The organism is Ruegeria sp. ABV4_181 (assembly GCF_056158465.1).
The window spans coordinates 3,265,371-3,291,681 of sequence record NZ_JBSWTI010000002.1 but is presented as its reverse complement, the minus strand read 5'-3'; the positions used below and the strand labels follow the sequence as shown (position 1 = coordinate 3,291,681).

33 protein-coding genes are annotated in these 26,311 nt (G+C 60.1%); 19 read left to right on the top strand and 14 right to left on the bottom strand.

Annotated features, from left to right (window positions below; genetic code table 11):
* Positions 1–104 precede the first annotated feature (104 nt).
* Positions 105–2,549 (bottom strand): ATP-dependent helicase HrpB, encoded by a 2,445-nt coding sequence (gene hrpB / locus ACXAC3_RS16385; RefSeq protein WP_475162369.1) that lies wholly within the window; start codon positions 2,547–2,549, stop codon positions 105–107.
* Positions 2,550–2,700: 151 nt separating this feature from the next.
* Between hrpB and meaB the strand changes: the two genes are divergently transcribed.
* From meaB to ACXAC3_RS16355, 6 genes are all read left to right on the top strand, one after another.
* Positions 2,701–3,678 (top strand): methylmalonyl Co-A mutase-associated GTPase MeaB, encoded by a 978-nt coding sequence (meaB, locus tag ACXAC3_RS16380; RefSeq protein ID WP_475163476.1) that lies wholly within the window; start codon positions 2,701–2,703, stop codon positions 3,676–3,678.
* Positions 3,679–3,798: 120 nt separating this feature from the next.
* Positions 3,799–4,950, top strand: coding sequence for a Hint domain-containing protein (locus ACXAC3_RS16375; RefSeq protein WP_475162367.1), 1,152 nt, complete (start codon positions 3,799–3,801; stop codon positions 4,948–4,950).
* A 159-nt stretch (positions 4,951–5,109) separates the two neighbouring features.
* The gene (rpmB, locus tag ACXAC3_RS16370; RefSeq protein WP_008756960.1) at positions 5,110–5,397 is read left to right on the top strand and encodes a 50S ribosomal protein L28; all 288 of its coding nucleotides are present in this window, start codon (positions 5,110–5,112) and stop codon (positions 5,395–5,397) included.
* 174 nt (positions 5,398–5,571) lie between these two features.
* Positions 5,572–5,724 carry a hypothetical protein gene (locus ACXAC3_RS16365; protein WP_475162365.1) on the top strand — a complete coding sequence of 51 codons (153 nt, stop codon included), beginning with the start codon at positions 5,572–5,574 and terminating at the stop codon, positions 5,722–5,724.
* A 37-nt stretch (positions 5,725–5,761) separates the two neighbouring features.
* The gene (locus ACXAC3_RS16360; RefSeq protein WP_475162363.1) at positions 5,762–6,157 is read left to right on the top strand and encodes a hypothetical protein; all 396 of its coding nucleotides are present in this window, start codon (positions 5,762–5,764) and stop codon (positions 6,155–6,157) included.
* A 43-nt stretch (positions 6,158–6,200) separates the two neighbouring features.
* Complete coding sequence (locus tag ACXAC3_RS16355; protein WP_475162362.1) at positions 6,201–6,674, top strand: copper chaperone PCu(A)C; 474 nt, start codon at positions 6,201–6,203, stop codon at positions 6,672–6,674.
* An 88-nt stretch (positions 6,675–6,762) separates the two neighbouring features.
* Here ACXAC3_RS16355 and ACXAC3_RS16350 read toward each other — a convergent pair whose 3' ends face one another.
* A complete protein-coding gene (locus ACXAC3_RS16350; protein WP_475162360.1) occupies positions 6,763–7,371 on the bottom strand; it encodes an HdeD family acid-resistance protein in 609 nt (202 codons plus the stop codon).
* A gap of 69 nt (positions 7,372–7,440) precedes the next feature.
* Positions 7,441–8,136, bottom strand: coding sequence for an NAD-dependent deacylase (locus ACXAC3_RS16345; protein WP_475162359.1), 696 nt, complete (start codon positions 8,134–8,136; stop codon positions 7,441–7,443).
* A 28-nt stretch (positions 8,137–8,164) separates the two neighbouring features.
* Here ACXAC3_RS16345 and ACXAC3_RS16340 point away from each other — a divergent pair, with 28 nt between their 5' ends.
* Positions 8,165–8,608 (top strand): low molecular weight protein-tyrosine-phosphatase, encoded by a 444-nt coding sequence (locus ACXAC3_RS16340; RefSeq protein WP_475162357.1) that lies wholly within the window; start codon positions 8,165–8,167, stop codon positions 8,606–8,608.
* Here ACXAC3_RS16340 and ACXAC3_RS16335 read toward each other — a convergent pair.
* The 3 genes from ACXAC3_RS16335 to ACXAC3_RS16325 form a co-directional block, all read right to left on the bottom strand.
* Positions 8,605–9,546, bottom strand: a complete 942-nt coding sequence (locus tag ACXAC3_RS16335) for a LysR family transcriptional regulator (protein WP_475162356.1) — start codon at positions 9,544–9,546, stop codon at positions 8,605–8,607. The genes ACXAC3_RS16340 and ACXAC3_RS16335 overlap by 4 nt on opposite strands.
* Positions 9,547–9,611: 65 nt before the next feature.
* A complete protein-coding gene (locus ACXAC3_RS16330; protein ID WP_475162354.1) occupies positions 9,612–9,923 on the bottom strand; it encodes a hypothetical protein in 312 nt (103 codons plus the stop codon).
* An 88-nt stretch (positions 9,924–10,011) separates the two neighbouring features.
* The gene (locus ACXAC3_RS16325) at positions 10,012–10,137 is read right to left on the bottom strand and encodes a hypothetical protein (RefSeq protein ID WP_475162350.1); all 126 of its coding nucleotides are present in this window, start codon (positions 10,135–10,137) and stop codon (positions 10,012–10,014) included.
* A 244-nt stretch (positions 10,138–10,381) separates the two neighbouring features.
* Here ACXAC3_RS16325 and lepA point away from each other — a divergent pair, with 244 nt between their 5' ends.
* The 5 genes from lepA (at position 10,382) to ACXAC3_RS16300 (ending at position 14,675) form a co-directional block, all read left to right on the top strand.
* The gene (gene lepA, locus ACXAC3_RS16320) at positions 10,382–12,181 is read left to right on the top strand and encodes a translation elongation factor 4 (protein WP_170511302.1); all 1,800 of its coding nucleotides are present in this window, start codon (positions 10,382–10,384) and stop codon (positions 12,179–12,181) included.
* 396 nt (positions 12,182–12,577) lie between these two features.
* Complete coding sequence (locus ACXAC3_RS16315) at positions 12,578–12,952, top strand: DUF2971 domain-containing protein (protein ID WP_475162347.1); 375 nt, start codon at positions 12,578–12,580, stop codon at positions 12,950–12,952.
* Positions 12,953–13,512: 560 nt separating this feature from the next.
* Positions 13,513–13,692, top strand: coding sequence for a CTP synthetase (locus ACXAC3_RS16310; RefSeq protein ID WP_475162346.1), 180 nt, complete (start codon positions 13,513–13,515; stop codon positions 13,690–13,692).
* Positions 13,693–13,783: 91 nt separating this feature from the next.
* Positions 13,784–14,098, top strand: a complete 315-nt coding sequence (locus tag ACXAC3_RS16305; protein ID WP_475162344.1) for a hypothetical protein — start codon at positions 13,784–13,786, stop codon at positions 14,096–14,098.
* 127 nt (positions 14,099–14,225) lie between these two features.
* Positions 14,226–14,675, top strand: coding sequence for a hypothetical protein (locus ACXAC3_RS16300; protein WP_475162340.1), 450 nt, complete (start codon positions 14,226–14,228; stop codon positions 14,673–14,675).
* 1,184 nt (positions 14,676–15,859) lie between these two features.
* On the opposite strand, the gene ACXAC3_RS16295 is transcribed toward ACXAC3_RS16300, so the two are convergent.
* The 4 genes from ACXAC3_RS16295 to ACXAC3_RS16280 all read right to left on the bottom strand — a co-directional run bounded on the left by ACXAC3_RS16295 (position 15,860) and on the right by ACXAC3_RS16280 (position 18,097).
* The gene (locus ACXAC3_RS16295; protein WP_475162337.1) at positions 15,860–15,997 is read right to left on the bottom strand and encodes an entericidin A/B family lipoprotein; all 138 of its coding nucleotides are present in this window, start codon (positions 15,995–15,997) and stop codon (positions 15,860–15,862) included.
* Positions 15,998–16,071: 74 nt separating this feature from the next.
* The gene (locus ACXAC3_RS16290) at positions 16,072–16,866 is read right to left on the bottom strand and encodes an iron chelate uptake ABC transporter family permease subunit (RefSeq protein ID WP_475162335.1); all 795 of its coding nucleotides are present in this window, start codon (positions 16,864–16,866) and stop codon (positions 16,072–16,074) included.
* The gene (locus ACXAC3_RS16285; RefSeq protein WP_475163474.1) at positions 16,866–17,591 is read right to left on the bottom strand and encodes an ATP-binding cassette domain-containing protein; all 726 of its coding nucleotides are present in this window, start codon (positions 17,589–17,591) and stop codon (positions 16,866–16,868) included. The genes ACXAC3_RS16290 and ACXAC3_RS16285 overlap by 1 nt, the downstream gene beginning before the upstream one ends.
* A gap of 26 nt (positions 17,592–17,617) precedes the next feature.
* A complete protein-coding gene (locus ACXAC3_RS16280) occupies positions 17,618–18,097 on the bottom strand; it encodes a Fur family transcriptional regulator (protein WP_475162332.1) in 480 nt (159 codons plus the stop codon).
* Between the two features lie 92 nt (positions 18,098–18,189).
* Between ACXAC3_RS16280 and ACXAC3_RS16275 the strand changes: the two genes are divergently transcribed.
* Complete coding sequence (locus tag ACXAC3_RS16275) at positions 18,190–19,239, top strand: zinc ABC transporter substrate-binding protein (protein WP_475162331.1); 1,050 nt, start codon at positions 18,190–18,192, stop codon at positions 19,237–19,239.
* Between the two features lie 15 nt (positions 19,240–19,254).
* Here ACXAC3_RS16275 and ACXAC3_RS16270 read toward each other — a convergent pair whose 3' ends face one another.
* Positions 19,255–19,596, bottom strand: coding sequence for an ArsR/SmtB family transcription factor (locus tag ACXAC3_RS16270; RefSeq protein WP_475162329.1), 342 nt, complete (start codon positions 19,594–19,596; stop codon positions 19,255–19,257).
* Positions 19,597–19,937: 341 nt separating this feature from the next.
* Here ACXAC3_RS16270 and ACXAC3_RS16265 point away from each other — a divergent pair, with 341 nt between their 5' ends.
* From ACXAC3_RS16265 to ACXAC3_RS16240, 6 genes are all read left to right on the top strand, one after another.
* Entirely contained in the window at positions 19,938–20,570 is a 633-nt protein-coding gene (locus tag ACXAC3_RS16265; RefSeq protein WP_475162325.1) for an ATP-dependent Clp protease proteolytic subunit, read from the top strand.
* Positions 20,571–20,702: 132 nt separating this feature from the next.
* On the top strand, positions 20,703–21,968 hold the full coding sequence (gene clpX / locus ACXAC3_RS16260; RefSeq protein ID WP_170332602.1) for an ATP-dependent Clp protease ATP-binding subunit ClpX: 1,266 nt from the start codon (positions 20,703–20,705) through the stop codon (positions 21,966–21,968).
* A 63-nt stretch (positions 21,969–22,031) separates the two neighbouring features.
* Positions 22,032–22,406, top strand: a complete 375-nt coding sequence (locus ACXAC3_RS16255) for a RidA family protein (RefSeq protein WP_475162322.1) — start codon at positions 22,032–22,034, stop codon at positions 22,404–22,406.
* A gap of 79 nt (positions 22,407–22,485) precedes the next feature.
* Entirely contained in the window at positions 22,486–22,869 is a 384-nt protein-coding gene (locus ACXAC3_RS16250; RefSeq protein ID WP_475162320.1) for an NADH:ubiquinone oxidoreductase subunit NDUFA12, read from the top strand.
* A gap of 12 nt (positions 22,870–22,881) precedes the next feature.
* Positions 22,882–23,334, top strand: coding sequence for an outer membrane lipid asymmetry maintenance protein MlaD (gene mlaD, locus ACXAC3_RS16245; protein ID WP_475162316.1), 453 nt, complete (start codon positions 22,882–22,884; stop codon positions 23,332–23,334).
* Positions 23,331–23,699 carry a DUF2155 domain-containing protein gene (locus tag ACXAC3_RS16240; protein WP_475162312.1) on the top strand — a complete coding sequence of 123 codons (369 nt, stop codon included), beginning with the start codon at positions 23,331–23,333 and terminating at the stop codon, positions 23,697–23,699. Before mlaD ends, ACXAC3_RS16240 begins: the two co-directional genes overlap by 4 nt.
* Here the strand turns inward: ACXAC3_RS16240 and aat are convergent.
* The 3 genes from aat to accB are packed head-to-tail and all read right to left on the bottom strand — an operon-like array spanning position 23,654 to position 26,197.
* Entirely contained in the window at positions 23,654–24,286 is a 633-nt protein-coding gene (aat, locus tag ACXAC3_RS16235; RefSeq protein ID WP_475162308.1) for a leucyl/phenylalanyl-tRNA--protein transferase, read from the bottom strand. The genes ACXAC3_RS16240 and aat overlap by 46 nt on opposite strands.
* Positions 24,287–24,334: 48 nt before the next feature.
* Positions 24,335–25,684, bottom strand: coding sequence for an acetyl-CoA carboxylase biotin carboxylase subunit (gene accC, locus ACXAC3_RS16230; RefSeq protein WP_475162303.1), 1,350 nt, complete (start codon positions 25,682–25,684; stop codon positions 24,335–24,337).
* Positions 25,685–25,693: 9 nt separating this feature from the next.
* The gene (gene accB, locus ACXAC3_RS16225) at positions 25,694–26,197 is read right to left on the bottom strand and encodes an acetyl-CoA carboxylase biotin carboxyl carrier protein (protein ID WP_475162301.1); all 504 of its coding nucleotides are present in this window, start codon (positions 26,195–26,197) and stop codon (positions 25,694–25,696) included.
* Positions 26,198–26,311 lie beyond the last annotated feature (114 nt).

Sequence of the window (26,311 nt, the reverse complement as noted above, 5' to 3'; positions counted from 1 at the left end):
GATTTCGCGCAATTCTTTCCTGAAACCGCCAATTCATACCAATCAAACATATGAGATTCAACGTTTCCGGTAAAATCCCCGGGAAAATGGGGCCGGTTCCGATTTCAACTCCGCCGCTTTGCCCGCAGTGTCGGATCGGCCTGTGTCGGGTCTTCGGGCCAGGGGTGTTTGGGGTATTGCGCACGCATGTCTTTTCGCACGTCGGCATAAGACCCGGCCCAGAATCCGGGCAGGTCGCGGGTTATCTGGATCGGGCGCTGGGCCGGGGACAGCAGGGTGATTTTCAGGGCCTCGCCGCCCACCACAGGGTGGCGGGTCACACCGAACAATTCCTGCAACCGGACCGAGATTTCCGGCACCGCGCCGCCATAGTCTATCGGCACCTTCCGTCCCAGCGGGGTGACAAACGATCCCGGCGCACGGCGGTCCAGCTCTTGCGTCTGTCCCCAATCCAGTCGGGTCCGCAGGGCAGGCAAAAGGTCGAACCGTTTCCAGTCTTCGGCGTTGCGCACGCCCGAGAGCATGGGTAGCAGCCAGTCTTCCAGCGTTTCCGTTAGCCCTTCGGTCGAAAAATCGGGCAAATCCGCGCCTTCGGCCCGGACCAGCTCGACCCGCGCCGCCAGCCGGGCCGCGGCCCCGTCCAGCCGCAACCCCAGATCGCGCACGCCGTCCAGCATGGCCCGTGCCACGGCGTCATCTGGCACATCCCGCCAAATGCGGTCGCCCAAAGTGATCGCGCCGAACCTTTCCTGTTGGCGCGCCACGACGCGGCGCTCGCGTTTCGACCATTCGCAGAAGTCGACCCAGGTGATCTGCTCCACGAACAGATCACGAATTTCCCGTTCCGCAATCTGCACGGCCATCCGCACCCGCGCCTCGCGTGGATTTCCATCGGTGTCCGTGACCACCAGATACGGTGCGTTTGCCAGCGTGTCGCCGCCGTCCAGCACCACGCCTTTACCGCCGGACAGAACATAGCGCGGGATGTCGCCCTTGCGGCGTTGTCCGATCCGGTCGGGATAGGCCAAAGCAGCCATTGCTGCCGGGCCGAGTTCGCCGGTCCCGCGCTGCGGGCGTAACCGTTTCGCCTCGGCCCGGATCCGGTCCAAAGTTCCCGTATTCACCTGCCAAACCCGGTTGCGCTGAAACGCACGTGGGTCGCGCAGCGCCTCAAGCCGCAGCAACAGATCGGCTGGGGCCCCTTTCAGCGGATCGCGCTCGGCCAGCAAAGCGGCCAAGGGCGCGGCACCCGCGCCGGCATGCTCCAGCATGTGCCCAAGACGCGGATGCAGGGGCAGGGCGGCCAGCGCCCGCCCGTGATCTGTGATCCTGCCTTTGCCATCCAGAGCGCCAAGCATTTTCAGCAACGAGCGGGCCTCGGCCAGCGTTCCCTCGGGCGGCGGTGTCAGGAAGGCCAGATCATCCGGCGCTGCGCCCCACAACGCCAGCTCCAATGCCAGACCGGTCAGGTCTGCCGCTTCGATTTCGGCCGGGGGATAGGCGGCCAGAGCGCCTTCCTCACCCTTGGACCACAGGCGATAGCACACGCCCTCGGCCACGCGACCCGCACGGCCGGCGCGCTGGGTCGCTTCGGCGCGCGTCACCCGTTCTGTCACCAGACGGGACATGCCCGAACCCGGATCGAACCGGGCCCGGCGCGCCTGACCCATATCCACCACGACGCGAATGTCGGGGATGGTCAGCGAGGTTTCGGCGATCGACGTGGCCAGAACCACTTTGCGACCGGTTTCTGCCGGTGCAATGGCCGCGCGCTGGGCGGCAAACGGCATCGCCCCGAACAGAGGCCGCAATTCGCACTTGCCGGGCAATCGGGTGGTCAGCGCGGCCTCGGCCCGACGGATTTCTCCCTCGCCCGGAAGAAACACAAGCACACCGCCGCCGATATCGCGCGTGTCCCGTTCGGCCCTGACAACCAGATCGACCACCGCGTCCAGCCGCCGCGCCTGTGCCCCCAGCGGCCGATCGAGCCAGCGCGTCTCGACCGCGTAGCTGCGCCCTTGCGATGTGACCAGAGGGGCCTGCATTAACCGCCCAACCGGATCGGCATCCAGCGTTGCGGACATCGCCAGCAGGATCAGGTCATCGCGCAGCGCACCTGTCACTTCCAGACACAGTGCCAGCCCAAGATCGGCGTTCAGAGACCGTTCGTGAAACTCGTCGAAAATCACTGCGCCGATTCCGGGCAGGTCGGGATCAGATTGCAGCATCCTTGTCAGGATACCTTCGGTCACGACCTCGATCCGCGTGGCGCCGGAGATTTTGGCCTCACCGCGCACCCGATAGCCGACGGTTTCACCTACACGCTGCCCCAATGTTTGCGCCATGCGTTCCGCAGCGGCACGGGCGGCCAGCCGCCGCGGCTCCAGCATCACGATTTTACCTTTGCACAGCCCTGCATCCAGCATGGCCAGAGGCACCCGCGTCGTCTTCCCCGCACCCGGCGGGGCCTGCAAAACAGCGCGGCCCGAGGCTGTCAGAGCCTCAAGCAATTCGGGAATGGCGTCATCAATTGGCAGGCGCGTCGTCATGCGGGCTTTATCCGCCAACTATCCGGGAAGGTCCAGTTTCGCAGTCTGGCCAATATCCCCGGCAACACGCATTGGAAAGATCGGCGGATCGGTCTGGACAAACCGCCCCTTCGGGCGGCAAGTAGTCGTGCCGCAAATGATCGGGGTCGAGATGGAAACAGGCAGTCTGGGCGACAGGATATTGAAAGGGGACCGGCGCGCGCTGGCCCGTGCGATCACATTGGTCGAAAGCGGCCGCGCCGATCACAGAGAACAGGCGGCCGGGTTGCTGGCCCAACTGGCCGAGTCCGGGCGGCAATCCCTGCGCATTGGCATGTCGGGCACGCCGGGTGTGGGTAAATCCACCTTTATCGAAAGCTTTGGCATGATGCTGACCGGGCAGGGGTTGCGTGTGGCGGTTCTGGCCGTCGATCCCAGCTCGACCCGGTCCGGAGGATCGATACTGGGCGACAAGACCCGGATGGAGCGCCTGAGCCGCGACAAGAACGCCTTTATCCGCCCTTCTCCCAGCCAGAGCCATCTGGGCGGGGTCGCGCGCCGCACCCGCGAGGCCATCGCCCTATGCGAAGCGGCGGGGTTCGACGTGGTGCTGATCGAAACCGTGGGCGTGGGCCAGTCCGAGACGGTGGTGTCGGAAATGTCCGATCTGTTTCTTTTGCTGCTTGCACCTGCGGGCGGGGATGAGCTGCAGGGCGTCAAGCGCGGTATCATGGAAATGGCGGACATGATCCTGGTCAACAAGGCGGACGGGGACCTGAAGGCCACCGCCACCCGCACCTGCGCCGATTATGCCGGGGCGCTTCGCCTGTTGCGAAAGCGTGCTCAGGACCCCGAAGGGTTTCCCCGGGCGATGACGGTATCGGCGGTTGAGGAACACGGGCTGGAACAGGCGTGGGACGAGATGCAGTCGCTGACCCGGTGGCGCCGCGACAATGGCCACTGGGACGCGAACCGGGCGGCGCAGGCGCGCTATTGGTTTGATCAGGAAGTGCGCTCGGCCCTGCTGGCGCGGTTGTCCACCCCGCAGGCCCGCGCCGCAATGGAGCAACTCGGCGCACAGGTAAGCGACGGTCAGATCAGCCCCTCGGCGGCGGCCGAGCGGATGTTGTCGACTCTGGTGTCAGACTGAACAACGGGCTCCCGGGAGGGCGGACTGCAATTATAAGTTGTGGCCGGGGCTGACCCGACAGCGATTTGATGTTAAGGTCGGACGGCTGGCGCTTGGCGAAACGTTCGGGAACCGTCTGATATGCCCAACATAAATGGGACCAACGGCAACGACGACATTGATGTCACGAACAACAGCGGAACCCTGAATGGAACACCGCAGGGGTCGCCGATTGATAACGTCCGGGGACAGGGCGGTGCCGACGATATCGAGATCATCAACAGCACGGTTTCGGGCGTGGTGGTCGGAAACGCCGGCAGCGACACGATTACGATCACCAGCAGCACGGTGGGCGGGCGCATCGCCGGCGGGTCGGGGGCGGACACGGTCAATGTCAGCGGGTCGTCCGTCAACACGATCCGGCTGGGCAACAGCAACGACACCCTGAATTTCAGCAGCACCAGCGTTTCGGGGGATGTACGTGGCGGCAGCGGCACCGATACGCTGAACCTGCCGGTCGGTACAGTCATCAATGACAATACGTTTGGCACTTTCACGGTTCAGGACGGCGTCAGTTATTCCCTGTCCAGCGGCAGTTTCACGCTGCCGTCGGGGATCACGGTCTCGTATCAGAGTTTTGAAAACGGGTCGGGTGTGCCCTGTTTCACCCGCGATACACGCATCCGCTCGCAGAACGGTTCGGTTCCCATCCAGACCCTGCGCCCCGGTGACCTGATCCACACGCTGGGGGATGGTCTTCAAGCGATCCGCTGGATCGGCCGGCGAAGGTTTGACACCGCTGCGCTGCGGGCCAATCCGCGGCTCTGCCCGGTGCGTATCCTAGCAGGCGCTTTGGGTGAGGGACTGCCACATCGCGACCTGCTGGTGTCGCGTCAGCACCGGATGCTGGTGCAGTCGAGAATTGCCAAGCGGATGTTCGGCGCGACCGAGGTTCTTATCCCCGCAGTCAAACTGACCGAACTGCCGGGTATCTACGTCGCTGAAACGGTAGAGGAGGTCGAGTATTTCCACCTGCTGTTCGATCAGCATCAGGTGATCTTTGCCGAGCAGGCTCCGACAGAAAGCCTGTATACCGGGCCGGAGGCGCTGAAATCCCTCAGCCCGGCGGCCCGGCGCGAGATTTTTGAGATCTTCCCCGATCTGGCCCATAATCACCCGGTCGTCGATCCGGCCCGTTTCATCCCCAAAGGGCGGCAACAGGCCCAACTGGTTGCCCGGCATTTGAAGAACAACAAACCCCTGCTACAAGGCCGTACAGCCGAGGGCGCATAGGAATTTGACCGGCGCGCAAAGATTTCGCGCCACGCACTTGACCCTTCCGGCGATTCCCACTACACGCATCCAACCAGTTTTCGGGCGCGACTTCGGGTTGCGCCCCTTGTGATTTGGCCGAGGGCATCTGCCCGGCCTCCAGAAACAAAGGAAGAAACCATGTCGCGCCGTTGCGAACTGACCGGAAAAGGCCCGATGACTGGCAACAATGTCAGCCACGCCAAAAACAGAACTCGTCGTCGTTTCCTGCCCAACCTGAACGACGTCACCCTGCAGTCGGAAACCCTGGGTCGTGGCGTCAAGCTGCGCATCTCGGCGGCTGCGCTGCGTTCGGTGGACCACCGCGGTGGTCTGGACGCGTTCCTGGCCAAAGCCAAGGACGATGAGCTGTCCGCCAACGCACTGAAAGTGAAAAAGGAAATCGCCAAGGCACAAGCCTCGGCCTAAGCCTTTCTTCACCGGATTTTCGGGCCCTGTACCTTGCGGTGCGGGGCCTTTTCTTTTGCCTGATCCACAGTTGTTCCCGAATTGGAATTAAATTTCCGATCTGGGTGAAATTGTTCACATACGCTGCGCCCACCCTGCATTATGTTTGTGCATATTCATCTGGTGGAGTTGAGTATGATGTCTTTCAAATCCTTTGATTTTTTCTCCCTGTTGACAGCCTTTATCGGCAAATCATTTGGAACATGTATTCGAATGCAACGTCAGGTGAACAGGCTGCATACCAGCCTGACCAAAGGTTCTGTCAAACGTCCGGGTCTGGACAGCTGACACGAAACTTAAGACTGCGGGCTTCGGGCGCACCTGAATGCGCTTGAAGCCCGCTTTGCGTCCGGCCTATATCGGACGCAGGATGAAACCCGCTCGGAACAGAATTCTGCCTTTGGTGCTTTCTCTGCTCGTCTTTTTGACGGGGCAGGGGGTTGCCGCCTCGCGCGGCGTGGACAAGGCGGTGGGGCAGATGGTGCTTTGCACCGGCTCGGGGCCGGTGGTCGTCTATATGGATGGTGATGGGCAACCGACCCAAGCTCCGCATTTCTGCCCTGACTACGCGCTGACCCTGCTGGGAGCGGTTGACATGGCGGCCGTATCCGTTCCGCCTGCGCCGAAGATAGTCCAGCCAGCGCCTGAGCGTGTTGCCGAAAATCTGATTGCCCTGCCGGTTCCGCGCAGGCCGGCCCGTGCCCCTCCGATCTTGATCTGACCCGTTTTCGAAACTTTTCAGATATTTACGAAGGAGAGGCATCATGTCCCTCAAATCCAAACTGCTTGCAACTCTGGCCGCCGCAACCATGGCCACCGCCGCCTTTGCGCAGGATACGATCACCATCGACGATGCTTATGCCCGGTCCTCAGGCAAGTCGGCCAAAGCCGGTGCGGCGTTTATGATGATCCAGAATGCCGGTGAGGCCGACGACCGGCTGGTCGGTGTCGAATCCGATATCGCCGCGCGGGTGGAACTGCATACTCACCTGATCGACGCAAACGGTGTCGCCAAGATGACTCATGTCGAAGAGGGGTTTGTCATCCCCGCCGGCGAAACCCACATGCTGAAGCGCGGCGGTGATCACGTGATGTTCATGGGGCTTTCCGCGCCGTTCGAACAGGGCGCAACGGTTCCTGTGACCCTGATCTTCGAGAACGCCGGTGAGGTTGAGATTGAAATCCCTGTCGACCTTGAACGTCAGGATGCGGGCGGGCACGGATCGCATTCCAACTGAGGCAACGCCTGTCTTCAGGCCGTTTTGCGGCCGTCATCCATGCGTCAGGCCGGGCAGAGCCCGGCCTGTTGCCGTTACGAGAACCGGATCAGCGGTTGACCACCCGCATGGCCACGCGGTCATGGGCCCGCTTGAACCGGGCCGCCAGCCAGAACATGACCGCGGCAAAGGCCAGGGCCAGGAATGCGATGGCCCAACCCAGCGCCACCATGCCGCTGCCGGGCCAGAACAGCAGAACCAGCCCGATCAACAGCGCCACGAGACCCGAATTGCGCACGGTTGGCGCGTCCGGGTTCTGGTCCGGCATCTGCCGCCACGCCATCAACGAACCGATGCCGACAATCAGCGCCCAGGCGCCGAGCAGAAAGGATGTCAGGCGGGCCACGCCTTCGGGCCAGATCAGCAGCACCAGCCCGATCAGCAGCGCACCGACCCCGACGCCTCCGATCAGTCCGCGCCGTCCAAAGCCCAGCAGGGTCAGGCCGCCGTCCAGGATCAGCAACAGACCTACAAGGCGCAGCAGCAGCGCGATGCTGTTGGTCGGCCAGAACAACGCAGCAATCCCAAGCGCTCCGGCCAGTATTCCGCGCAACAGGAACGTCCACCACAGGTTCGCTAATTGATCTCCCAGCGCGTCGCGCTGGTCCCGGGCGCCATCATCAAGGATTTCTTCGCGAGGGGATTGGGGATCAGTCATGGCGGTCTCCGGGCTTGTTACGCCTTCACCATAAACGAAAAAATCGGCCGGTGTCTGCGGGAATTACCCTCAGCCCCGGGCCAAAAGCGCGTCGACCCAGCGCGGTACGGTTTCTGTGGCCGGACCCAGAATGACCTCGTCAAAGCTTGAGGCCCCGTCCGATGGGGCGAGGTTCAACTCGACCGCTCTGGCGCCCGCCATGATGGCTTCGTGGACGAAAGCTGCGGCGGGGTAGACCTGCCCCGACGTGCCGATGGCCGCAAAGACCGAGGCCGCGGCCAGATGATCGTAGATTTCATCCATCCGATAAGGCATTTCTCCGAACCATACGACGTCCGGACGTGCAGATGGTGCTTGGCAGGCCGGGCAGGGTTCACCTACCGCCATTTCCGGTGGCGCTGGCCAGCGGTGGCCGCAAGCTGCGCAGAGCGCCCCGGCCAAAGTGCCGTGCATGTGAATCACGTCTGTTGCGCCCCCGGCTTCGTGCAGGCTGTCGACGTTTTGCGTGACGATCACGACCTCTCCGGGCCAGTCCTGTTGCAGTCGGGCCAGAGCTTCGTGCGCTGGGTTGGCCTGCGCCTTGGCCGCCTGAGTGCGGCGGGCGTTGTAAAACCCGTGAACCAGCGCAGGGTTGCGGGCAAAGCCTTCGGGCGTGGCGACATCCTCGATCCGGTGTTGTGCCCACAGGCCGCCTTCGTCGCGAAACGTTCCCAGACCACTTTCGGCGGAAATTCCGGCCCCTGTCAGAATGACGATCTTTTCCATTTCCCCCCCGCGCGTTACACCTTGACCCATGACCCACCGTATCCTGTTTGTCTGTCTGGGCAATATCTGCCGCTCGCCTGCAGCCGAGGGCGTTTTCCGGGCCCGCGCGCCGCAATACATCACCGACAGCGCCGGAACCTCGGGCTGGCATATCGGCGATCCGCCCTATGGCCCGATGCAAAAGGCCGCGCGGCAGCGCGATATCGACTTGAGTGATCTGCGCGCCCGAAAATTCGTGGCCGAGGATTTCGACCGGTTCGATCTGATCATCGGCATGGACCCGGACAATATTGCCGGGATCGAGAGGCTTCGGCCGAACGGCAACGATACCCCGGTACGCCTGCTGACCGATTTTGCGCCACATACCGGTGCAGATCATGTGCCAGATCCGTATTACACCCGTGATTTCGACGGCGCACTTGACCTGATCGAAGCCGCTGTCGACGGGCTTGAAGCCCATCTGCGCGGCTAGCTGATCACTTTCAGCCGGTCTTGCAGCCACGGCAGCTGCGCCAACGCCGGATCGACGATCTGGCTGCGCATAAGACGGCGGATCATCCCGGCGACCTCTCGCGGAACCTGATCGGACCAGTCGGTGCGGGTGAACAGGGAAATGGTGCGCGAAAACTCTCCGAACGGTGCGGGATGTGCCTGCAGGGCATCGTGGAACCGCGCCGCCCGCATGTAGCCAAGAGGTGTCGTAATCGACCAGCCCAGGCCCCGTGCGACCATCGCCATCAATGCAAGATGCGAACCGATCTCGAACCGTTCTTCGAACTCCATCTGTTGCCGTGCCAGATGACCTTCGATCTGGCGGCTGATTAGTTGTTCCCGGGCATATCGCAGAAAGGGCAGCTCTTGCAGGGCGTTCCCGGCGCCCTTGGGCGTGACCAGAATGAACGGATCCTGGACCAAAGGGTATTCGACCACGCCCTCCAGCACCTCACCGCTATGGGCCGATACGGCCAGGTGCAGCCGCTGCGCGGCGAGGTCCGCGAACAGGTCCAGGCTGGGCAAGGTGATCAGTTTGAATTTCGACCGCGTCAGACTGTCGGCCAGCAGGGTCGCCAGCCGCGGGGTCAGGTCATTGTCGAAATCGTCGATCAGCCCGATCGACAGCGTCGTCAGATGCCCCAGATCCATCACGGTCAGTTCGCTCTGGGCCATCTGAAGTTCCGCCAGAACCGTCTCGGCACGCGCCAGAAAACTGCGCCCGGCCTGCGTCAGCCGCATCGGTCGCCTTCCGTGATCCACCAGCTCGGTGCCCAGAGCGTTTTCGAGATTGCGCAGTTGCTGGGACACTGATGGCTGACTGAGTCCGGTGATCTCGGCGGCCTGCGCCACCGATCCCGTCCGCGCCAGTGCCTCGAACACCTCGAGCCCGCGCAGGGTCAGCCCTTTGATAACCATCAGATATACCTTTCGCTGCGCCTTTCTGCGGCGCAGGGCGGGTCAGGTCAAGGATTGCGAGCGGCTTAGCTGCAGATCGCCTGCGCCATCTGGCCAAAGTTCTGATACCGATCCCAAAGCGCATCGTCGCGCGCGGACTGGGACATCTTCAGCTCCTGCGCCTGATGCGGATCGCTGAACCACTTGGCAACCGTCTTCTGGTCGCCACGCGTCAGGGCCTGATTGGCCACCCGCTGAATGCAACTGCACCGCGCCCGTGTCGCCGCTGCGCGGTCAGAGGCCAGACACGCCCGCTTGATCTGCGCGGCCTCGGTCGGTGCCGGAGCCATTGCTGTCAACGACGTGGCGCAAAATGCCATAAGTAGGAACTTTTTCATGCTCGAACCTCGTTTTTGCCTGCCCGGACGGGTCTTCTGCCCCTCTCGGTCTGCGCGGGAGTATGAATCAAACGGGGATGCGGATCAATCATACGTTGTGACAAATGTGATTTTCGGCGCCGGATTTGTCGAAACTTTGGGTGCCGACGACCTGCCGAGATGGCGTTTGCTTTGAAAACGCTGCGAAAATGCGAACGTCCAGTTCGTTTTCCATGATTGCCGCTCTTGCGACAACAGCGCGAAATCCCATCGAGAACGCCCGGTAAGTCTGGTTTTTGGTGAGGGCTTGCCTGGCGAGACGCCCGATCCGACGAAGAACGTGTTGCTCTGAAAGTCTGGCTTTTCGGATGCCACGGTCCTGGATTGCAATTCGGCCTGACCTGCCCATCAAACAAAGGCTTTCGGACCGTATCGTCCTACCTTGACCAACGCCCGTTTTCGAACCATATCCCGTCGCTATGACAGACCTCGCTCATATCCGCAATTTCTCCATCGTCGCGCATATCGACCATGGCAAATCCACCCTTGCTGACCGGCTCATCCAAGAGACCGGAACGGTCAAGGATCGCGACATGAAGGAACAGCTGCTCGACAGCATGGATATCGAGCGCGAGCGCGGCATCACCATCAAGGCCAACACGGTTCGCATCGACTATACCGCCGACAACGGCGAGGCATACGTTCTGAACCTGATCGACACGCCCGGCCACGTGGACTTTGCCTATGAGGTCTCGCGGTCCATGCGTGCGGTCGAGGGTTCTCTGCTGGTTGTGGACTCGACCCAAGGGGTCGAGGCGCAAACGCTGGCGAATGTCTATCAGGCCATCGACGCCGATCACGAGATCGTGCCGGTGCTGAACAAGATTGACCTGCCCGCATCCGACTGTGACCGCGTGGCCGAACAGATCGAGGATGTGATCGGCATCGACGCGACCGATGCCATTCAGGTCTCGGCCAAAACGGGGCAGGGCATCCACGAGACGCTGGAAGCCATCGTGCAGCAACTGCCCGCACCGCAGGGCAATCTGGACGCGCCGCTCAAGGCGATGCTGGTGGATTCGTGGTACGACGCCTATCTCGGCGTCATCGTTCTGGTCCGCATCATGGACGGCACGCTGAAAAAGGGGATGCGGGTCAAGTTCATGTCGAACAACACCCTGCACCATGTCGACCGCGTTGGCGTCTTCCGCCCCGAGATGGAGATGGTCGACAGTCTTGGCCCCGGTGAGATCGGCTTTCTGACGGCCTCGATCAAACAGGTCCGCGACACCCGCGTCGGTGACACCATCACCAATGACCGCAACGGCACTGAGGACGCGCTGGACGGGTTTAAACCCGCGCAGCCGGTGGTGTTCTGTGGCCTCTTCCCTGTCGACAGTTCCGAATTCGAAGACCTGCGCGATGCCATCGACAAGCTGGCCCTGAACGACGCCTCGTTCTCCTTCGAAATGGAGACCTCGGCCGCGCTGGGCTTTGGCTTCCGCTGCGGCTTCCTGGGCCTGTTGCACCTAGAGGTCATCCGCGACCGCATCGAACGCGAATATGATATCGAGCTCATCACCACCGCGCCGTCGGTGATCTATCACGTCTACATGAAAGACGGCGAGATGATCGAGCTGCACAACCCCGCCGACATGCCCGACCCGTCCAAGGTCGATCATATCGAGGAACCGCGCATCAAGGCGACCATCCTTGTGCCGGATGAATATCTCGGCGATGTGCTGAAACTGTGTCAGGACCGCCGCGGCATCCAGCTGGACCTGACCTATGCGGGCACCCGCGCGATGGTCGTCTATGACCTGCCGCTGAACGAGGTCGTCTTTGACTTCTACGACCGCCTGAAATCAGTGACCAAGGGCTATGCCTCGTTCGACTACCAGATGACCGGTTACACTGAGGATAATCTGGTCAAGATGTCGGTGCTGGTGAATGACGAACCGGTCGACGCCCTGTCAACCATGGTTCACCGCGACCGAGCCGAGATGCGTGGCCGGGCGATGTGCGAAAAGCTGAAAGATCTGATCCCGCGCCACATGTTCAAAATCCCGATCCAGGCCGCCATCGGAGGCAAAGTCATCGCCCGCGAGACCCTTTCGGCCCTGCGCAAGGACGTGACCGCGAAGTGCTACGGAGGCGACGCCACGCGGAAACGCAAACTGCTGGACAAGCAGAAGGCGGGGAAAAAGAAGATGCGCCAGTTCGGGAAGGTGGATATCCCGCAGGAGGCGTTTATTTCAGCGTTGAAGATGGACAGCTGAATGCTGGCTATTTTGGTGCAGGTGAATGTTGCATACGGCTTCAGCAGTTTTGAGCCAACGTGTGGTGATTCTAGCTCATTTTTAGACAGTTCTACTAAGTAGCTGTTGGTTTTGGTTGTTATGAATGAAAAGCAAATCCCTTCACGGCTCTATCGGTATAGGTCGGTTTCTTCCGATTACTTTGAATAAGAACTGCGCACCGTTGTCGAGCGACAAGAGCAGTATTTCTCTTCCGTTAGCACCCAGAACGACCCATTCGATTGCAACCCAAAGTTTGTCGCTTCCTCAAACCTTGAGTTGTTTCAACTCTACAAACGAATAGGAAAGAAGTACTTAGTCCCTATTGAGGTGCTTAAAGAGTATTATCCTACCCTGAATCGTAAAGAACTCAGGAGGATGCATAAAAAAGACTATGCTGTCTCTCTTTCTAAAATGGCCAAATCGAACGCCACTCTTGAAAGGTTTGTTGGTGAAATTCGATCTGACTCGCGAATAATCTGTCTTTCCGAGTCTTGGAACAACCCTCTTTTGTGGGCCCATTATGGAGCAGGTCACAACGGGATTGTTTTGGGATTTGAACCTGACGTGGATACTGCGATTGAGGCTTATGAGGACGTGCCTTTGAAGGTTCGTTACGTTGAACGCCGACCAACGCTGAAGACTACGGATTTAGTGCGCTGGTTAGAGTCTGACAAAATTTCTGATGCTTCGCTTGCGCGAAGAAGTGACAAAGCATTCGATGCATTTGTTCTCACAAAACCTAAAGTGTAGGAATACGAAGAGGAATGGCGAGTACAAGCGCGGTTCAAAGGTGGGAACGCATACAAAACGGTTCCATCTCTCGTGTTAAGAGAAGTGATTGTTGGGATGCGGGTTGGTTCTGAAAAACTGTCAGTTGTTGAGAAAATTTGTGGTGACAAATTGCCGGTTCTTAGGGTGGGCATGGACAAAGAGAACTTCGAGTTGAAACTGCAATAGGCGTTTAAACGACTTCTTCTTGTGCTCACCCCTCCCGCCCGGCGGCACCGTCGGGCCGCGTCATGCTGAAAGCATGCCTACGGCATGACCCGCCCCCGTCAAACCGAAGGTTTACCTCCGGCAAAACGGGCAGCGCGTTTGCGCCCCGGGGCTCCGCCCGTTCGGCCTTGAAACGGTCCACTGGACCGTTTCCCTGGCGGGCCTCACCCCCTCGGGTCGGCCTTAACCCTCAGTTCTAATGATCAACTGACGAAACTCGGGCACGAACCAGAGCCTATCCTGACCCAGATCAAGGACCGATGCCTCCTCCGGCCATAGGATCAGCGGCAAACAAATCCTGAAACGAGGCACCCATGTTTCCCCTGATGCTGATCGTCCATATCTTCCTTGGCTCCACCCTTGCCGGGTCCGCTGTGATTGCGGTTTTGTCGATGGGATACACGTCGGTGACCCCGATCCTGGCCGCCGCGGCCGTTGGCTTTGTGGCGGCTTTTCCGGCCTCTTATCTGGTGGCCCGCAAGATCGCGGGATAAGCGCCGGCGCGGTCCATTGTGATCCACCTCACAGCCTTTGCCGCAATGACCTGCTAGGGTGACCAAACGGAACCCTCGGCAGGAGGCCCAGATGTCCATGATCCCCATCATCGCCCTCGGATCGGCCGGTCTCTATTCCGTTGCCATGATCGCGATGAAGTTCTGGTGGAAGGTTCCGGGCGTCGGGCTGGGGTTCTTGATCGTCGCGACCCTGCTGGCCGGGGCGACACTGGAACTCGCCGCGCTGCGTGAGGAGCGATTGGGGATCATCTACACCGGTATTCTGGGTGCCGAGGTCATCCTGATCGCTGTCGCCTCGTTCTTTCTGTTCGGCGAGAACTTCTCGCACCGTGAAGCGTTTGGCATCGGTCTGGTCCTGATCGGCACCGCGCTGGCCTGGGCCTGAACGGGCGCTGCGTAACGTCCTTCTAAAGCAATCATGAAGTTTCCCTTAGGTAAGTTGTAACCGGCTCTCCGCCTTCCAATCTGTTCAGCAGGCCAGCAACGGCCAAGAATTTTGGAGGAGAGAGCCAATGACCAGATACATGACTGCCGGAGCAGCCGCTCTGGCCACGACCCTCACCCTTGGGACGGCCGCGCTGGCCGACACCACGCCAGACCTGCGCGGCACCTGGCTGGGAACCTACACAACAGTGTCGCCCAGCCATTTCCACCGCGGTGGTGATCCCCGGTTCAATCAGGCCGAATGGATGCTGGACGTCCAGATTCAGGAAGACAACGTCTTTTGGGGGCCCAGCAAGTGGCGCCGGGACGGTGATACCGAGTGGAACGAATACGAAGCCACAGGAACCATCAGCCTGGATGGGTCAGGCGTGATCGGCATCGTGGAAACCGCCCCTCTGGTGATCGGTGCCAATGCGCTGATCGACGCCCGGTATGAGGACGGCAAGATCTATGCGGATTTCCGTAGCCTGCGGAACGGAACGACCTACAGCACCGTTCTGGAACGTCAGGTGAACTGAAGCGTCCCTGGCCCGGTCGGTCAGTAGGGGGTACTGGCTGCGCTATGACGCAGCGCGTAATTGGTACTGGTCGGGTCGGGGCGCTTCGCAATAACGGAACCAACGTCTCCGCAGGGAGGAGACGGGTCGGGCGGCACCTAAACCGCCTGCGACAGGGTCCGGACAAGCCCTTGCCGGATTGCGGCGTTCCCCGGCACGGGTCATCCGGACCTCGCGATCCTTCAGCGCGGTGTCCCGTGCGATGTCGGGGATGCCGCCCGGCCCTGGTTCCGTTGTGCCGTTCGTCGGCACATTGATCCCGTTCCACTTGTCCCGCGATCGGGAAAACAAGGAGCCCGGTCGGGCGGGGCATTGGCGAATCCGTGGGTGCTCGATTCGAGAGATTCGTCGGTCAGCCGCTGAACCAGACCAGTAATTCACGCTCTACAACACACGCGCTGGCCTTTGCACACGCAGAAAAAGCCAGGAATCCGGCCCTGTGCAACGGGCAGGAGTTTTCCATCCTCAACCCTGTGCCGTTGCGGCGATTCTGGAGTTATCCACATTCCTTTCCCAGCGGATATCAACACTTTATCCCCGTCTAATTTTCATGCTGCAGTGCTATTTTCTTGTCGGATTATGACGCGGATGTAACAGTCACGTTACCGCTTCGGTTCTTAGGAGCCAGGGTGGGACGCAAAGACCTAGGGGGTCAGAGCGGTGAGGGCAGATCTTAGGATTTATGTTGAACCGCAAAGACTTACCGGTGGATGGTTAGCTGATTTGGGTGTCAGACCTGGTTCAGATGACCAAACTCTCAGAAGGTCAATGTGTGCTGCGGGGCACCCTTGGGTGCTGTGCGGCGGCTGTGACCCTTTCGGGGGCCAGAGCAACTGGATCGGGACGTCCCCTCGGACGTGTCGGCCCGGCAAGGCGTCAGGGGTATCCGCAAGGGTACGTGCAAAGACCGCGTCTGCGCACCTGACGCCTTTTCCTTTTGTCTGACGCGACGAACAAACAAGCTGCCACTTTTCTCAATATTACAATGAGAACGGGGTTCCTGCGGAAACACAGGAACCCCGAAGTTGTGTCAGAAATGCAATGCCGCGTCTATGCACCTGTGCCTGCACTCTATAGTGGATGGCTGCGCACATCAACTACATGTTGCGGGCGCCTGCCCAATTTTCGCTACATTCTGATCCGGTTTACAGATTTTGCTGAACGTCGGTCGCCGCGCTCTGAATTGCGTCGCCGGCTTTTTCGATGTCTTTTCCGGCGCCTTTTGCGGTTTCGCAGGCGGTCAGGGTGAACAGGGCCAATCCCATCAGAATTGTGCGGATCATCGGTGTCTCCTTTTGTGCGGGTTTTCAGTTGCGTAGCAGTTTTTCCAAAAGGGAACCAGAGCTTTGCACCGGTGTTAATCGCGGCGGATCAGCGGCCCGAACAAAGCGGTTACAACGAAGGCCAGAGCCGCTGCGCAGACGATGCTGGGGCCGGCCGGTGTGTCCGCGAGATACGCGCCACCCAGCCCTGCCAATGCCGCCAGAGATCCGATCGCGGCTGCAAAAAACGCCATGCTTTCCGGGGTCCTGACCAGGGATCGCGCCGCAGCTGCCGGAATAACCAGCAATGCCGCAATAAGCAGAACGCCAACGACTTTGATTGCAACGGCAACTGCCAGCGCCATGGCCAACGTCAGCCACATCTCTTCGCGTTTTGGATCAATGCCCGAGGCATAGGCCATATCCGGATTCAGGGTGGCGACCAGCAGCGCGGACCATCGCCAGATCATCACCGTCAGGATCAGCAGACCACCGCCCCAGATCGTGACCAGATCGCTTTTTGAAACTGCGAGGATGTCGCCGAACAGAAACGCGTTCAGGTCCAGCCGGACGTCCGACAACAGAGCAACCGTAACCAGGCCCGCAGCCAGCGCCGTGTGGGCAATGACACCCAGCAGCGTGTCCATTGCAAACCCCTTGCCGCGCAAAAGCGTTACAGTGATCCCCATCGCCAGCGCCGAGGCGATGATGGCCGGCAAAAGCGGCAGCGAGAATGCCAATGCAAAGGCAACGCCCAGCACCGAGGCGTGCGCGGTTGCTTCGCCCAGATAAGCCATCCGGCGCCAAACCACGAAACACCCCAATGGGGCTGCCGCAACTGCAACGCCAACCCCGGCAAGGGCCGCGCGAACCATGAAATCGTCCAGCATCAGTGCGTCTTGTCCTGTGCGTGGTGGTGATCGTGATCGTGATCGTGTGAATGTCTGTGCTGGTGCTGGTACAGAGCCATGGTTCCCTTGGTGCCGCTGCCGAACAGGGCGCGATATTCGGGCGCGTCGGCTACCGTGCGGGGGGATCCTTCACAGCAGATATGGCCGTTCAGGCACAGAACGCGATCCGAAGCCGCCATGACGACATGCAGGTCATGGCTGACCATGACAACCGCGCATCCCATGTCCCGGCGAACCTGTTCAATGCGTTGATAGAAGGCCGCTGCACCAGGTTGGTCGAGGCCCTGCGTCGCCTCGTCCAAAAGCAGAAGTTGGGGGTTTTCCAGCAGGGCACGCGCCAGCAGAACGCGTTGAAACTGACCCCCGGACAGCTTTGTCATCTGCCGGTTGCGCAAATCGGGAACGCCGGCAAGCTCCAGCGCGTTGATTGCGTCGCGGGCGGAAATGCGCCGGGGCAGCCCCAGAAAACGCTGCACGGTCAAAGGAAGGGCCGCGTCCAGCGCCAGCTTTTGCGGCACATAGCCGATGCGCAGGCCCGCAGCGCGCTGGACGTCGCCCGCGGCCGGGGAAACCGCGCCAATCATGGCGCGCAGCAGGGTCGATTTACCCGATCCGTTCGGGCCGACAATCGTAACGATCTCGCCTTCGCAAACCGAGGCGTTCACCCGTTCCAGGATAGTTCTGCCGTCCACACGAATGGACATGTCGTTCAGGGATATGAGCGTTTTCTTCACGGTTGTGATCCGACGCATTCGGGGCACAGACCTTCGGCCTCGACAACAACCCGTTCGATCCGAAACCCCGAGGTATTCGCCGCGGCGCCCAGACGGCCCTGAGTCAGTTCGGTTTCGGTTTCCGCGACCGCCTTGCAGGAGCGGCAGATCAGAAAGGCCGGAACGTGGTCGTGGGTTGGGTGCGCGCAGGCGGCGTAGGCGTTCAGCTGTTCGATGCGGTGCACGAATCCATTCTGCACCAGAAAATCCAGGGCGCGGTATGCGACGGGCGGCTGTGAGCCCATGCCTTCGGCGGACAAAACGCTCAGGATGTCATACGCGCCCATGGCCCGGTGTTTTTCCAGCAGAATCTCAAGAACGCGCCGCCTGACGGGCGTGAACTGCAACCGCTGCGCTTTGCACTTCGCCTCGGCCTGAGCCAGCGCCGTGTGAACGCAATGCGTGTGGTCGTGTTGTCTGAATCCAACTGTGCTCATAGAGGGCTCCGCGTATTTTGCGCTTGATATGTTATAACGTGGGGCTTATCAAGCGGGCGCATAATGTAATAACATATCATCCCGGAGCGCATATGATACGATCTGCCCTTTGTGTGATTGGCGTCGGTGTCGCCAGCCATGCCGCCGCTGAAACCCCGAACGTCGCCGCCGATATTGCCCCCGTTCATTCGCTGGTCGCCCGGGTCATGTCGGGTGTGGGTGAGCCTGACCTGATCATTCCGCCCGGTGCGTCGCCGCACGATCATGCCATGCGCCCATCCGAGGCGCGCGCGTTGCAATCGGCGGATGTTGTATTCTGGGTTGGCGAGGAACTGACCCCCTGGATGACCAAACCCCTTGGCGCGTTGTCAGCGGATGCTCAGCACGTCGCGTTGCTGGATGCGGATGGAACGGCGCTCTATGAGTTTCGGGACGTGGCCGCTGACGACCATCACGACGAACATGATGAACATGACGACCATGAGGATCATGCGGATCACGCGGACCATGCGGATCATGACGGCGACCACAAAGATCACGCCGGTCATGACGACCACGACGATCACGCCGAGGCCGAACACGACGATTCCCACGCGCACGACGATCACGGGCATGATCACGAAGGCGTAGACCCTCATGCCTGGCTGGACCCGGAAAACGCGCGCGTTTGGGTTCATGTGATTGCCGATACTCTGGCCAAGGCCGACCCTGAGAATGCGCAGCAATATCGCGACAATGCTCAGGCTGCGGATGCGGAACTGATAGAACTGCGGGACGAGATTGCCGAAGGCATGAATGGCATGCAGGCGCGCCGCTTTATCACCTTCCATGACGCCTACCAGTATTTCGAGAAGCGGTTCGGGTTGGAAACGTCAGGCTCGGTCAGCCTGGGCGATGCTGCGGCCCCCGGTCCGGCCCGTCTGGCGGCGTTGCAGGAAAAAGTGGCCGAGAACAATATCACCTGCGCCTTCGCGGAACCGCAATATGACATGCGTCTTGTGGAAACGGCGATCGAGGGATCCGGCGCGATGATCTTTGAACTGGACCCGATCGGCGTAGACCTTGATCCGGGCGAAGGCCAATACGCGGATTTGTTGCGTGGATTGGCCAACAGTTATCAAAGCTGCGCAAGCGGTTCGTGATTTAGGGGCGGGCGGTCAGGCCTCGTCATCGTTGCAGAACAGCTCGTAAACCACTTCGAGCATGCGGCGCGGGCGATCATCGGCCAAACGGTAAAAGATCGCCTTGCCCTCGCGGCGGGGCGTCACCAGACCTTCAAGGCGCAGGCGGGACAGTTGCTGGGAAACGGCCGCCTGCCGGGCGGACAACAGTTCTTCGAGTTCGGTAACGGATTTTTCGCCGGAAACGAGATGACACAGGATCATCAGCCGTCCTTCATGGCTGATGGCCTTTAGAAAATTCGAGGCACGGGTCGCGTTTCCAACCATTTTGTCGAATTGCTCGGGGGACATGTCTTGCGAAAGCTGGGGGAGGGCCATCGTTCTTTCCTTATCAGCCCGGAACCGGGCGCGTGTTTCCGTTGTCGGGTCCGCAATAGCAGTCTTGGCGGTTTCATATTTTGACCATGTATCTCTATATGCATGAATCAAAATGCCGTGATGGGAAAAGGGGAACTTACCATAATTAGTGCCCATAGCGCCATTCTGCCAGTGCAAGGCTAGGATCGCAGACCCGTGATCACGGATAGTCACGTGTTAATGCGCACCGGCAGTGCAGGAAGTAATCGGCCCCCCTTGCAGCCCCCCGGTGGCGACACTAAGACTCGGGTAACGTTTCTTCGGGTAATGTCCCGACCCATCGCAAAACAGGCAGGTTTCTCATGTTCGATCCCGTTGATACATATATGAATACACTTGTTCCCATGGTCGTCGAACAGACCAGCCGGGGCGAACGCGCATATGATATTTTCTCGCGCCTTCTGAAAGAACGGATCATTTTCATCAACGGCCCGATCCATGACGGCATGAGCCATCTGGTCGTCGCCCAGTTGCTGCACCTTGAGGCGGAAAACCCGAACAAGGAAATCTCGATCTACATCAATTCGCCCGGTGGCGTCGTGACCAGCGGCCTGTCGATCTACGACACAATGCAGTACATCAAGCCGAAATGTTCCACATTGGTCATCGGTCAGGCGGCCTCGATGGGGTCTGTCCTGTTGGCCGGCGGTGAAACGGGGATGCGATTCTCGCTGCCCAACAGCCGCATCATGGTTCACCAGCCTAGCGGCGGGTATCAGGGTCAGGCCAGTGATATCATGATTCATGCCGCCGAGACGCAGAAGCTCAAGGATCGTCTATACGATATTTATGTTCGTCATACCGGCCAGACCAAAAAGGCGGTTGAAAAGGCGCTGGATCGTGACAATTTCATGAGCCCGGAAGAGGCGAAGGAATGGGGTCACATCGACGAAATCGTCGAAAATCGTGCCAAAATGGACGGCGACGAGGCCTGAGTTTTAGCCCCCGCGTCAACGGCGCGGGGCGCATTTTGAGATTGTAGCCGTCCCGGTGCTGGCCTAAGCTGCACCAACATGCGGCAAGCGCGGCCCAACCGGGCCGCAGGGAAGAAGCCCGAAAGGTAGAACATGGCGACGAATTCAGGCGGTGACGGCAAGAACACGCTCTACTGTAGCTTCTGCGGCAAGAGCCAGCATGAGGTGCGCAAGCTGATTGCCGGCCCGACCGTGTTCATCTGTGATGAGTGCGTCGAACTGTGTATGGACATTATCCGTGAAGAGACCAAGGCCAGTGGGCTGAAGTCCAGCGACGGGGTGCCGACGCCCAAGGATATCTGCGAAGTTCTGGACGATTATGTGATCGGTCAGGCCACCGCCAAGCGGGTGCTGTCGGTTGCGGTACACAACCACTATAAACGCCTGAACCACGCCCAAAAGGCGGGCAGCGATATTGAGCTGGCGAAATCGAACATCCTGCTGATCGGCCCGACCGGCTGCGGCAAGACCTTGCTGGCGCAGACGCTGGCGCGGATTCTGGACGTGCCATTCACCATGGCCGACGCAACCACCCTGACCGAAGCCGGTTATGTGGGTGAGGACGTCGAAAACATCATTCTCAAACTGTTGCAGGCCAGCGAATACAACGTCGAACGCGCGCAGCGCGGCATCGTCTATATCGACGAGGTCGACAAGATCACACGCAAGTCCGAGAACCCCTCGATCACCCGCGACGTATCGGGCGAGGGTGTGCAGCAGGCGCTTCTGAAGCTGATGGAAGGCACCGTGGCCAGCGTTCCGCCGCAGGGCGGGCGCAAGCATCCGCAGCAGGAGTTCCTGCAGGTGGACACGACAAACATTCTGTTCATCTGCGGTGGTGCGTTTGCCGGTCTGGACAAGATCATCGCGCAGCGCGGCAAAGGCTCGGCCATGGGTTTTGGCGCGGACGTGCGGGACAATGATGAACGGGGTGTAGGCGAAATCTTCAAGGACCTGGAGCCCGAAGACCTGCTGAAATTCGGCCTGATCCCGGAATTCGTCGGCCGTCTGCCGGTTCTGGCGACGCTGGAAGATCTGGACGAAGACGCGCTGGTCACCATCCTGACCAAACCCAAGAACGCTCTGGTCAAGCAGTATCAGCGCTTGTTCGAGCTGGAAGATGCCGAACTGGCCTTTACCGACGATGCGTTGAAGGCGATTGCCAAGAAGGCCATCGAACGGAAGACCGGTGCACGCGGGCTGCGTTCGATCCTCGAAGACATCCTGCTGGATACCATGTTCGAACTGCCTGGCATGAAGAACGTGACCGAGGTCGTGGTGAACGAAGAGGCAGTGTCGTCCGACAAGCAACCATTGATCATCTATGCGGATGCAGCGGAATCCGCTTCAGCCGGATAAGATCGGAAAATCTGAAAACATGCGGCGCGGTATCAACCGCGCCGTTTTCTTATGGGGGATGTGATGGCAATCAAACGCATTTCATCGGGCGGCGAATATGAAGCCAAGGTCGGTTATTGCCGAGCTGTGGTTGCAAACGGTTTCGTCTTTGTTGCCGGAACCTGTGCTCAGGGGGATGACATCCCCGACGATATCGTCGGTCAGTGCCAATCGGCGCTTGAGGCGATTGGGAAAGCGTTGGCGGAAGCTGGCGCAAGCTTTGCCGATGTCGTCAGGGTGAACTACTACCTTCCTGATATGAGCGAGTTTGAGGCGTGCTGGCCTTTGCTGGTTGAAGCGTTTGGTGCAAACCCGCCCGCTGCCACGGTGACAGAATGCAATCTTATTACCCCAAAGGATCGCATCGAGATCGAAGTTACCGCAGCTTTGCCCAAATAGTGACTGCGGTCCTTGTGACACTGGACCTTGGCGTGCCTTTGGTCCATATCTGCGGGAACAGAAATGCCGGAGGCAGCCGATGGGTATCCTGAACAGTCTTTTGCGGGCCGTAACGTGGTGGAACGGGGCCACTCTGAACACGCAGTTCTACACCGCGCGCAAGGGCGTCAAGGTCGGTGAGGATGATGAGGGCAATGTGTTCTACCGCACTGCCGATGACAGCAAGCGCTGGGTGATTTTCAACGGCGAGGCCGAGGCCAGCCGGATCGACCCGGACTGGCACGGCTGGCTGCACCGCACCTGGGACGAGCCGCCGACAGACAAGCCGCTGCCGCATAAATCCTGGGAAAAACCACATCAGGAAAACCTGACGGGTACAGCGCTGGCATATACGCCCGCGGGGTCCCTGCGTCGCCCCGACCCGGTCGATCGCAAGGATTACGAAGCCTGGAGCCCGGAATAAACGAGGCGAGCAATGTCGACCTATAATGTAACCGAAGTTCTTGTCGGCGGGGCCGTACTGGCCTGCGCGCTGGCGTTTGGTGTCTATGCAAGCCAGTCCACCGGTTTGTCGCAGAATGGCACGGGGTATGAACTCGGGGCGTCGTTCCGGTCGCTGGAAGGCGTCGGTGTCGGCACGGATGTGCGGCTAGCGGGTGTCAAGATCGGAACCGTCACCGGTGTTACCCTGAACCCTGATACCTATCGCGCGGACACAACGTTTTCGATCTCAGAGGGCATTCTGGTGCCTGATGACAGCGCCATCGTGATCTCTTCCGAAGGTCTGCTGGGCGGTAACTTTGTCGAAGTGATGCCCGGCGGGTCGCCATTCTATTTCGAGGCCGGAGATCAGGTCGAAGACACGCAGGGCGCGGTCAGTCTGATTTCGCTGCTGGTCAAATTTGTGGCCGGGGACGGAAGCGAATGAAGCGGCTGGTCCTGATGGCGGCGATTCTGGCCGCGACAGGTGCATCGGCGCAGCAAAAGGTGCAATCCGGTCCCGGCGCTATGCTGCGGGGGCTGGACAAGGTCAACGGTCAGACCGTCGATGTCGAAATGCAGAACGGCGAGACCGGAGAGATTTTCGGCCTGGACGTGGCGCTGGGCGATTGCCGCTATCCGGCAGACAACCCGACAGGAGATGCCTTTGCATATCTGACGATCTGGGAAAAAGGTAAATCAGATCAATTATTTGACGGTTGGATGATCGCCACGTCCCCGGCATTGAATGCGCTGGATCACGCCCGCTATGACGTCTGGGTGATCCGCTGTATCACGCCCTCGGGCGACTGATCCAGCGCGGCAGCGAAATCCGCGCTGGCGTTGATCGCCTCTTCAAGCTCAATCCGATACTGCGTGCGCGGAATTTCTATCGCGCCCAGCGAAGCCAGATGGGCGGTCAGAAACTGCGTATCAAACAGTTGAAATCCGGTTTCCTGCAGACGGTCCACAAGGTAGGCCAGAGCAATTTTTGATGCATCCGTCCGGCGCGAGAACATGCTTTCGCCGAAGAACGCAGCGCCAAGCGTCACCCCGTAAACGCCCCCGACCAGGACATCCTGTTCGCGCACTTCTAACGAGTGGGCATGACCTGTCTGATGGAGTTGCTGATACAAGTCCCGCAATTCGGAATTGATCCATGTATCCGCGCGATCCGCACAGCCGTCGACCACACCGGAAAAGTCCTGATTGATGGTGACGGAGAACCCGCAATTGCGAATGCGACGTGCCAGACTGCGAGAGACGTGGAAGCCGTCCAGTGGGAATACGCCACGAAATTTGGGATCGACCCAGAACAGTTCCGGATCGTCGCGATGTTCAGCCATCGGAAAAATTCCGATAGAGTAGCCATGAAGCAAAAGTTCCGGTGAAAGGCTCATCTGGAATGCCCGGGGGTCGAAGAGCGTTTGCCCTTCGACCGTTCCGTATTAATCGGCCATATTCTCCGCAAGCCAGTGCTCCAGCCAGTGGATGTTGTAGTCACCGCTGTGAAGATCGGGTTCCTGCAAAAGGGCATGGAACAGGGGAACCGTGGTGTCGATTCCGTCCACGATCAACTCACCCAAAGCCCGTTCCAGACGCGCCAGCGCCTCGTTACGGTCGCGGCCCTGCACGATCAGCTTGGCGATCAGTGAGTCGTAATAGGGCGGGATCGAATACCCGTCATAGAGCGCGGAATCCATCCGCACGCCCAGACCGCCCGGCGCGTGATAGGCTGAAATTTTACCCGGGCAGGGCGAGAAATTGGGCAGCTTTTCCGCGTTGATCCGCACCTCGATGGCGTGGCCGTTGATCACCAGATCGTCCTGACCGAACGACATGTCCTCGCCCGCGGCCACCAGAATCTGTTCGCGCACAAGGTCGACGCCAAAGATACCCTCGGTCACCGGGTGTTCCACTTGCAGGCGTGTATTCATTTCGATGAAATAAAACTCGCCGTTTTCGTAAAGGAACTCGATGGTGCCCGCGCCGATATAATTGATCTTGGCCACAGCGTCGGCGCAGACCTTGCCGATCTTGGCGCGTTCTTCCGGGGTGATGCAGGGACCGGGCGCCTCTTCAAAGACTTTCTGGTGGCGACGTTGCAGCGAACAGTCGCGTTCGCCCAGATGGACCGCCTTGCCTTTGCCGTCGCCAAAGACCTGAATTTCGATGTGGCGCGGGGTGGTCAGGTATTTCTCGATATAGACCTCGTCATTGCCGAAGGCGGCTTTGCCCTCGGCGCGCGCGGTCATGAAGGCGCTTTCCATCTCGTCAGCGCTCATCGCGACTTTCATGCCGCGCCCGCCGCCGCCGGCGGTGGCCTTGATGATGACGGGATAGCCGAATTCCTCACCGATGCGCTTGGCCTCGGCCAGCGTGGGAACACCACCGTCCGAACCCGGAACGCAAGGCACGCCCAGTTCCTTCATCGTGTCCTTGGCGGTGATCTTGTCGCCCATGATGCGGATATGTTCGGCGGTGGGGCCGATAAAGGTGATGCCGTGATCTTCGACGATCTGCACGAACTCGGCATTTTCGGACAAAAAGCCATAGCCGGGGTGGATCGCCTGCGCGCCGGTGATTTCACAGGCCGAGATGATCGCAGGCACAGACAGATAGCTTTGCGGGCTGGGCGGGGGGCCGATGCAGACCGATTCATCCGCCATGCGCACATGCATCGCGTCGCTGTCGGCGGTGGAGTGGACGGCGACCGTCTTAATCCCCATCTCGCGCGCGGCGCGGATCACGCGCAGGGCGATCTCGCCTCGGTTGGCAATCAGGATCTTGTCGAACATGGGCGCGCCTTACTCAACAATGACCAGAGGGGTGCCGAATTCAACCGCGTCGCCATCACCCACAAGGATACGCTTGATCGTGCCCGATTTCGGCGCGTGGATGTGGTTCATGGTCTTCATCGCCTCGACGATCAGCAGCGTGTCGCCTTCGGACACCGACGCCCCGACCGAGATGAACGCGGGCGCGCCCGGTTCGGGCTGCATATAAACCGTGCCGACCATGGGCGAGGTTACGGCACCGGGGTGGCTGGCCGGATCTTCGACGGCGGCAGGCGCTTCGGCCGGAGCGGGGGCAGCAGCAGGTGCTGCCGGCGCGGCAGCAGGTGCCGCCGCCGGAACGGCCACCTGAACCGGAGCAGGCGCGACCTGCGTCATACGGCTGACGCGCACGTTCAGGCTGTCTTCTTCGCCATATTCGCGTTTGACCTGCAACTCTGTCAGGTCGTTTTCGCGCAGCAATTCGGCCAGTGCCTTGATGAATGCCACATCCGCTTCGTGTTTGGTGTCTGTCATGAGTGTCCTCGACGGTTCCCCTTTGGCCCGTCTGTGTCATGCGGGCTTTGGTTTAATTACGCAGCGTTATAAGCCATGCGTCCGGCCATGAAAAGCGCAGTCTCGGGCTGTCAG

Coding starts and splice junctions, on each gene's coding strand:
- ACXAC3_RS16350 (WP_475162360.1), bottom strand. CDS start 7,371: ATGACTGATCCCCAATCCCCTCGCGAAGAAATCCTTGATGATGGCGCC.
- ACXAC3_RS16310 (WP_475162346.1), top strand. CDS start 13,513: ATGTTTCCCCTGATGCTGATCGTCCATATCTTCCTTGGCTCCACCCTT.
- hrpB (WP_475162369.1), bottom strand. CDS start 2,549: ATGACGACGCGCCTGCCAATTGATGACGCCATTCCCGAATTGCTTGAG.
- ACXAC3_RS16340 (WP_475162357.1), top strand. CDS start 8,165: ATGACCCACCGTATCCTGTTTGTCTGTCTGGGCAATATCTGCCGCTCG.
- ACXAC3_RS16265 (WP_475162325.1), top strand. CDS start 19,938: ATGTTCGATCCCGTTGATACATATATGAATACACTTGTTCCCATGGTC.
- rpmB (WP_008756960.1), top strand. CDS start 5,110: ATGTCGCGCCGTTGCGAACTGACCGGAAAAGGCCCGATGACTGGCAAC.
- ACXAC3_RS16375 (WP_475162367.1), top strand. CDS start 3,799: ATGCCCAACATAAATGGGACCAACGGCAACGACGACATTGATGTCACG.
- ACXAC3_RS16275 (WP_475162331.1), top strand. CDS start 18,190: ATGATACGATCTGCCCTTTGTGTGATTGGCGTCGGTGTCGCCAGCCAT.
- meaB (WP_475163476.1), top strand. CDS start 2,701: ATGGAAACAGGCAGTCTGGGCGACAGGATATTGAAAGGGGACCGGCGC.
- ACXAC3_RS16270 (WP_475162329.1), bottom strand. CDS start 19,596: ATGGCCCTCCCCCAGCTTTCGCAAGACATGTCCCCCGAGCAATTCGAC.
- ACXAC3_RS16255 (WP_475162322.1), top strand. CDS start 22,032: ATGGCAATCAAACGCATTTCATCGGGCGGCGAATATGAAGCCAAGGTC.
- ACXAC3_RS16355 (WP_475162362.1), top strand. CDS start 6,201: ATGTCCCTCAAATCCAAACTGCTTGCAACTCTGGCCGCCGCAACCATG.
- ACXAC3_RS16240 (WP_475162312.1), top strand. CDS start 23,331: ATGAAGCGGCTGGTCCTGATGGCGGCGATTCTGGCCGCGACAGGTGCA.
- ACXAC3_RS16305 (WP_475162344.1), top strand. CDS start 13,784: ATGTCCATGATCCCCATCATCGCCCTCGGATCGGCCGGTCTCTATTCC.
- ACXAC3_RS16285 (WP_475163474.1), bottom strand. CDS start 17,591: ATGTCCATTCGTGTGGACGGCAGAACTATCCTGGAACGGGTGAACGCC.
- ACXAC3_RS16280 (WP_475162332.1), bottom strand. CDS start 18,097: ATGAGCACAGTTGGATTCAGACAACACGACCACACGCATTGCGTTCAC.
- ACXAC3_RS16365 (WP_475162365.1), top strand. CDS start 5,572: ATGATGTCTTTCAAATCCTTTGATTTTTTCTCCCTGTTGACAGCCTTT.
- ACXAC3_RS16300 (WP_475162340.1), top strand. CDS start 14,226: ATGACCAGATACATGACTGCCGGAGCAGCCGCTCTGGCCACGACCCTC.
- accC (WP_475162303.1), bottom strand. CDS start 25,684: ATGTTCGACAAGATCCTGATTGCCAACCGAGGCGAGATCGCCCTGCGC.
- ACXAC3_RS16325 (WP_475162350.1), bottom strand. CDS start 10,137: ATGGAAAACGAACTGGACGTTCGCATTTTCGCAGCGTTTTCAAAGCAA.
- ACXAC3_RS16290 (WP_475162335.1), bottom strand. CDS start 16,866: ATGCTGGACGATTTCATGGTTCGCGCGGCCCTTGCCGGGGTTGGCGTT.
- ACXAC3_RS16250 (WP_475162320.1), top strand. CDS start 22,486: ATGGGTATCCTGAACAGTCTTTTGCGGGCCGTAACGTGGTGGAACGGG.
- ACXAC3_RS16330 (WP_475162354.1), bottom strand. CDS start 9,923: ATGAAAAAGTTCCTACTTATGGCATTTTGCGCCACGTCGTTGACAGCA.
- ACXAC3_RS16315 (WP_475162347.1), top strand. CDS start 12,578: ATGCATAAAAAAGACTATGCTGTCTCTCTTTCTAAAATGGCCAAATCG.
- aat (WP_475162308.1), bottom strand. CDS start 24,286: ATGAGCCTTTCACCGGAACTTTTGCTTCATGGCTACTCTATCGGAATT.
- lepA (WP_170511302.1), top strand. CDS start 10,382: ATGACAGACCTCGCTCATATCCGCAATTTCTCCATCGTCGCGCATATC.
- clpX (WP_170332602.1), top strand. CDS start 20,703: ATGGCGACGAATTCAGGCGGTGACGGCAAGAACACGCTCTACTGTAGC.
- mlaD (WP_475162316.1), top strand. CDS start 22,882: ATGTCGACCTATAATGTAACCGAAGTTCTTGTCGGCGGGGCCGTACTG.
- ACXAC3_RS16345 (WP_475162359.1), bottom strand. CDS start 8,136: ATGGAAAAGATCGTCATTCTGACAGGGGCCGGAATTTCCGCCGAAAGT.
- ACXAC3_RS16335 (WP_475162356.1), bottom strand. CDS start 9,546: ATGGTTATCAAAGGGCTGACCCTGCGCGGGCTCGAGGTGTTCGAGGCA.
- ACXAC3_RS16295 (WP_475162337.1), bottom strand. CDS start 15,997: ATGATCCGCACAATTCTGATGGGATTGGCCCTGTTCACCCTGACCGCC.
- accB (WP_475162301.1), bottom strand. CDS start 26,197: ATGACAGACACCAAACACGAAGCGGATGTGGCATTCATCAAGGCACTG.
- ACXAC3_RS16360 (WP_475162363.1), top strand. CDS start 5,762: ATGCGCTTGAAGCCCGCTTTGCGTCCGGCCTATATCGGACGCAGGATG.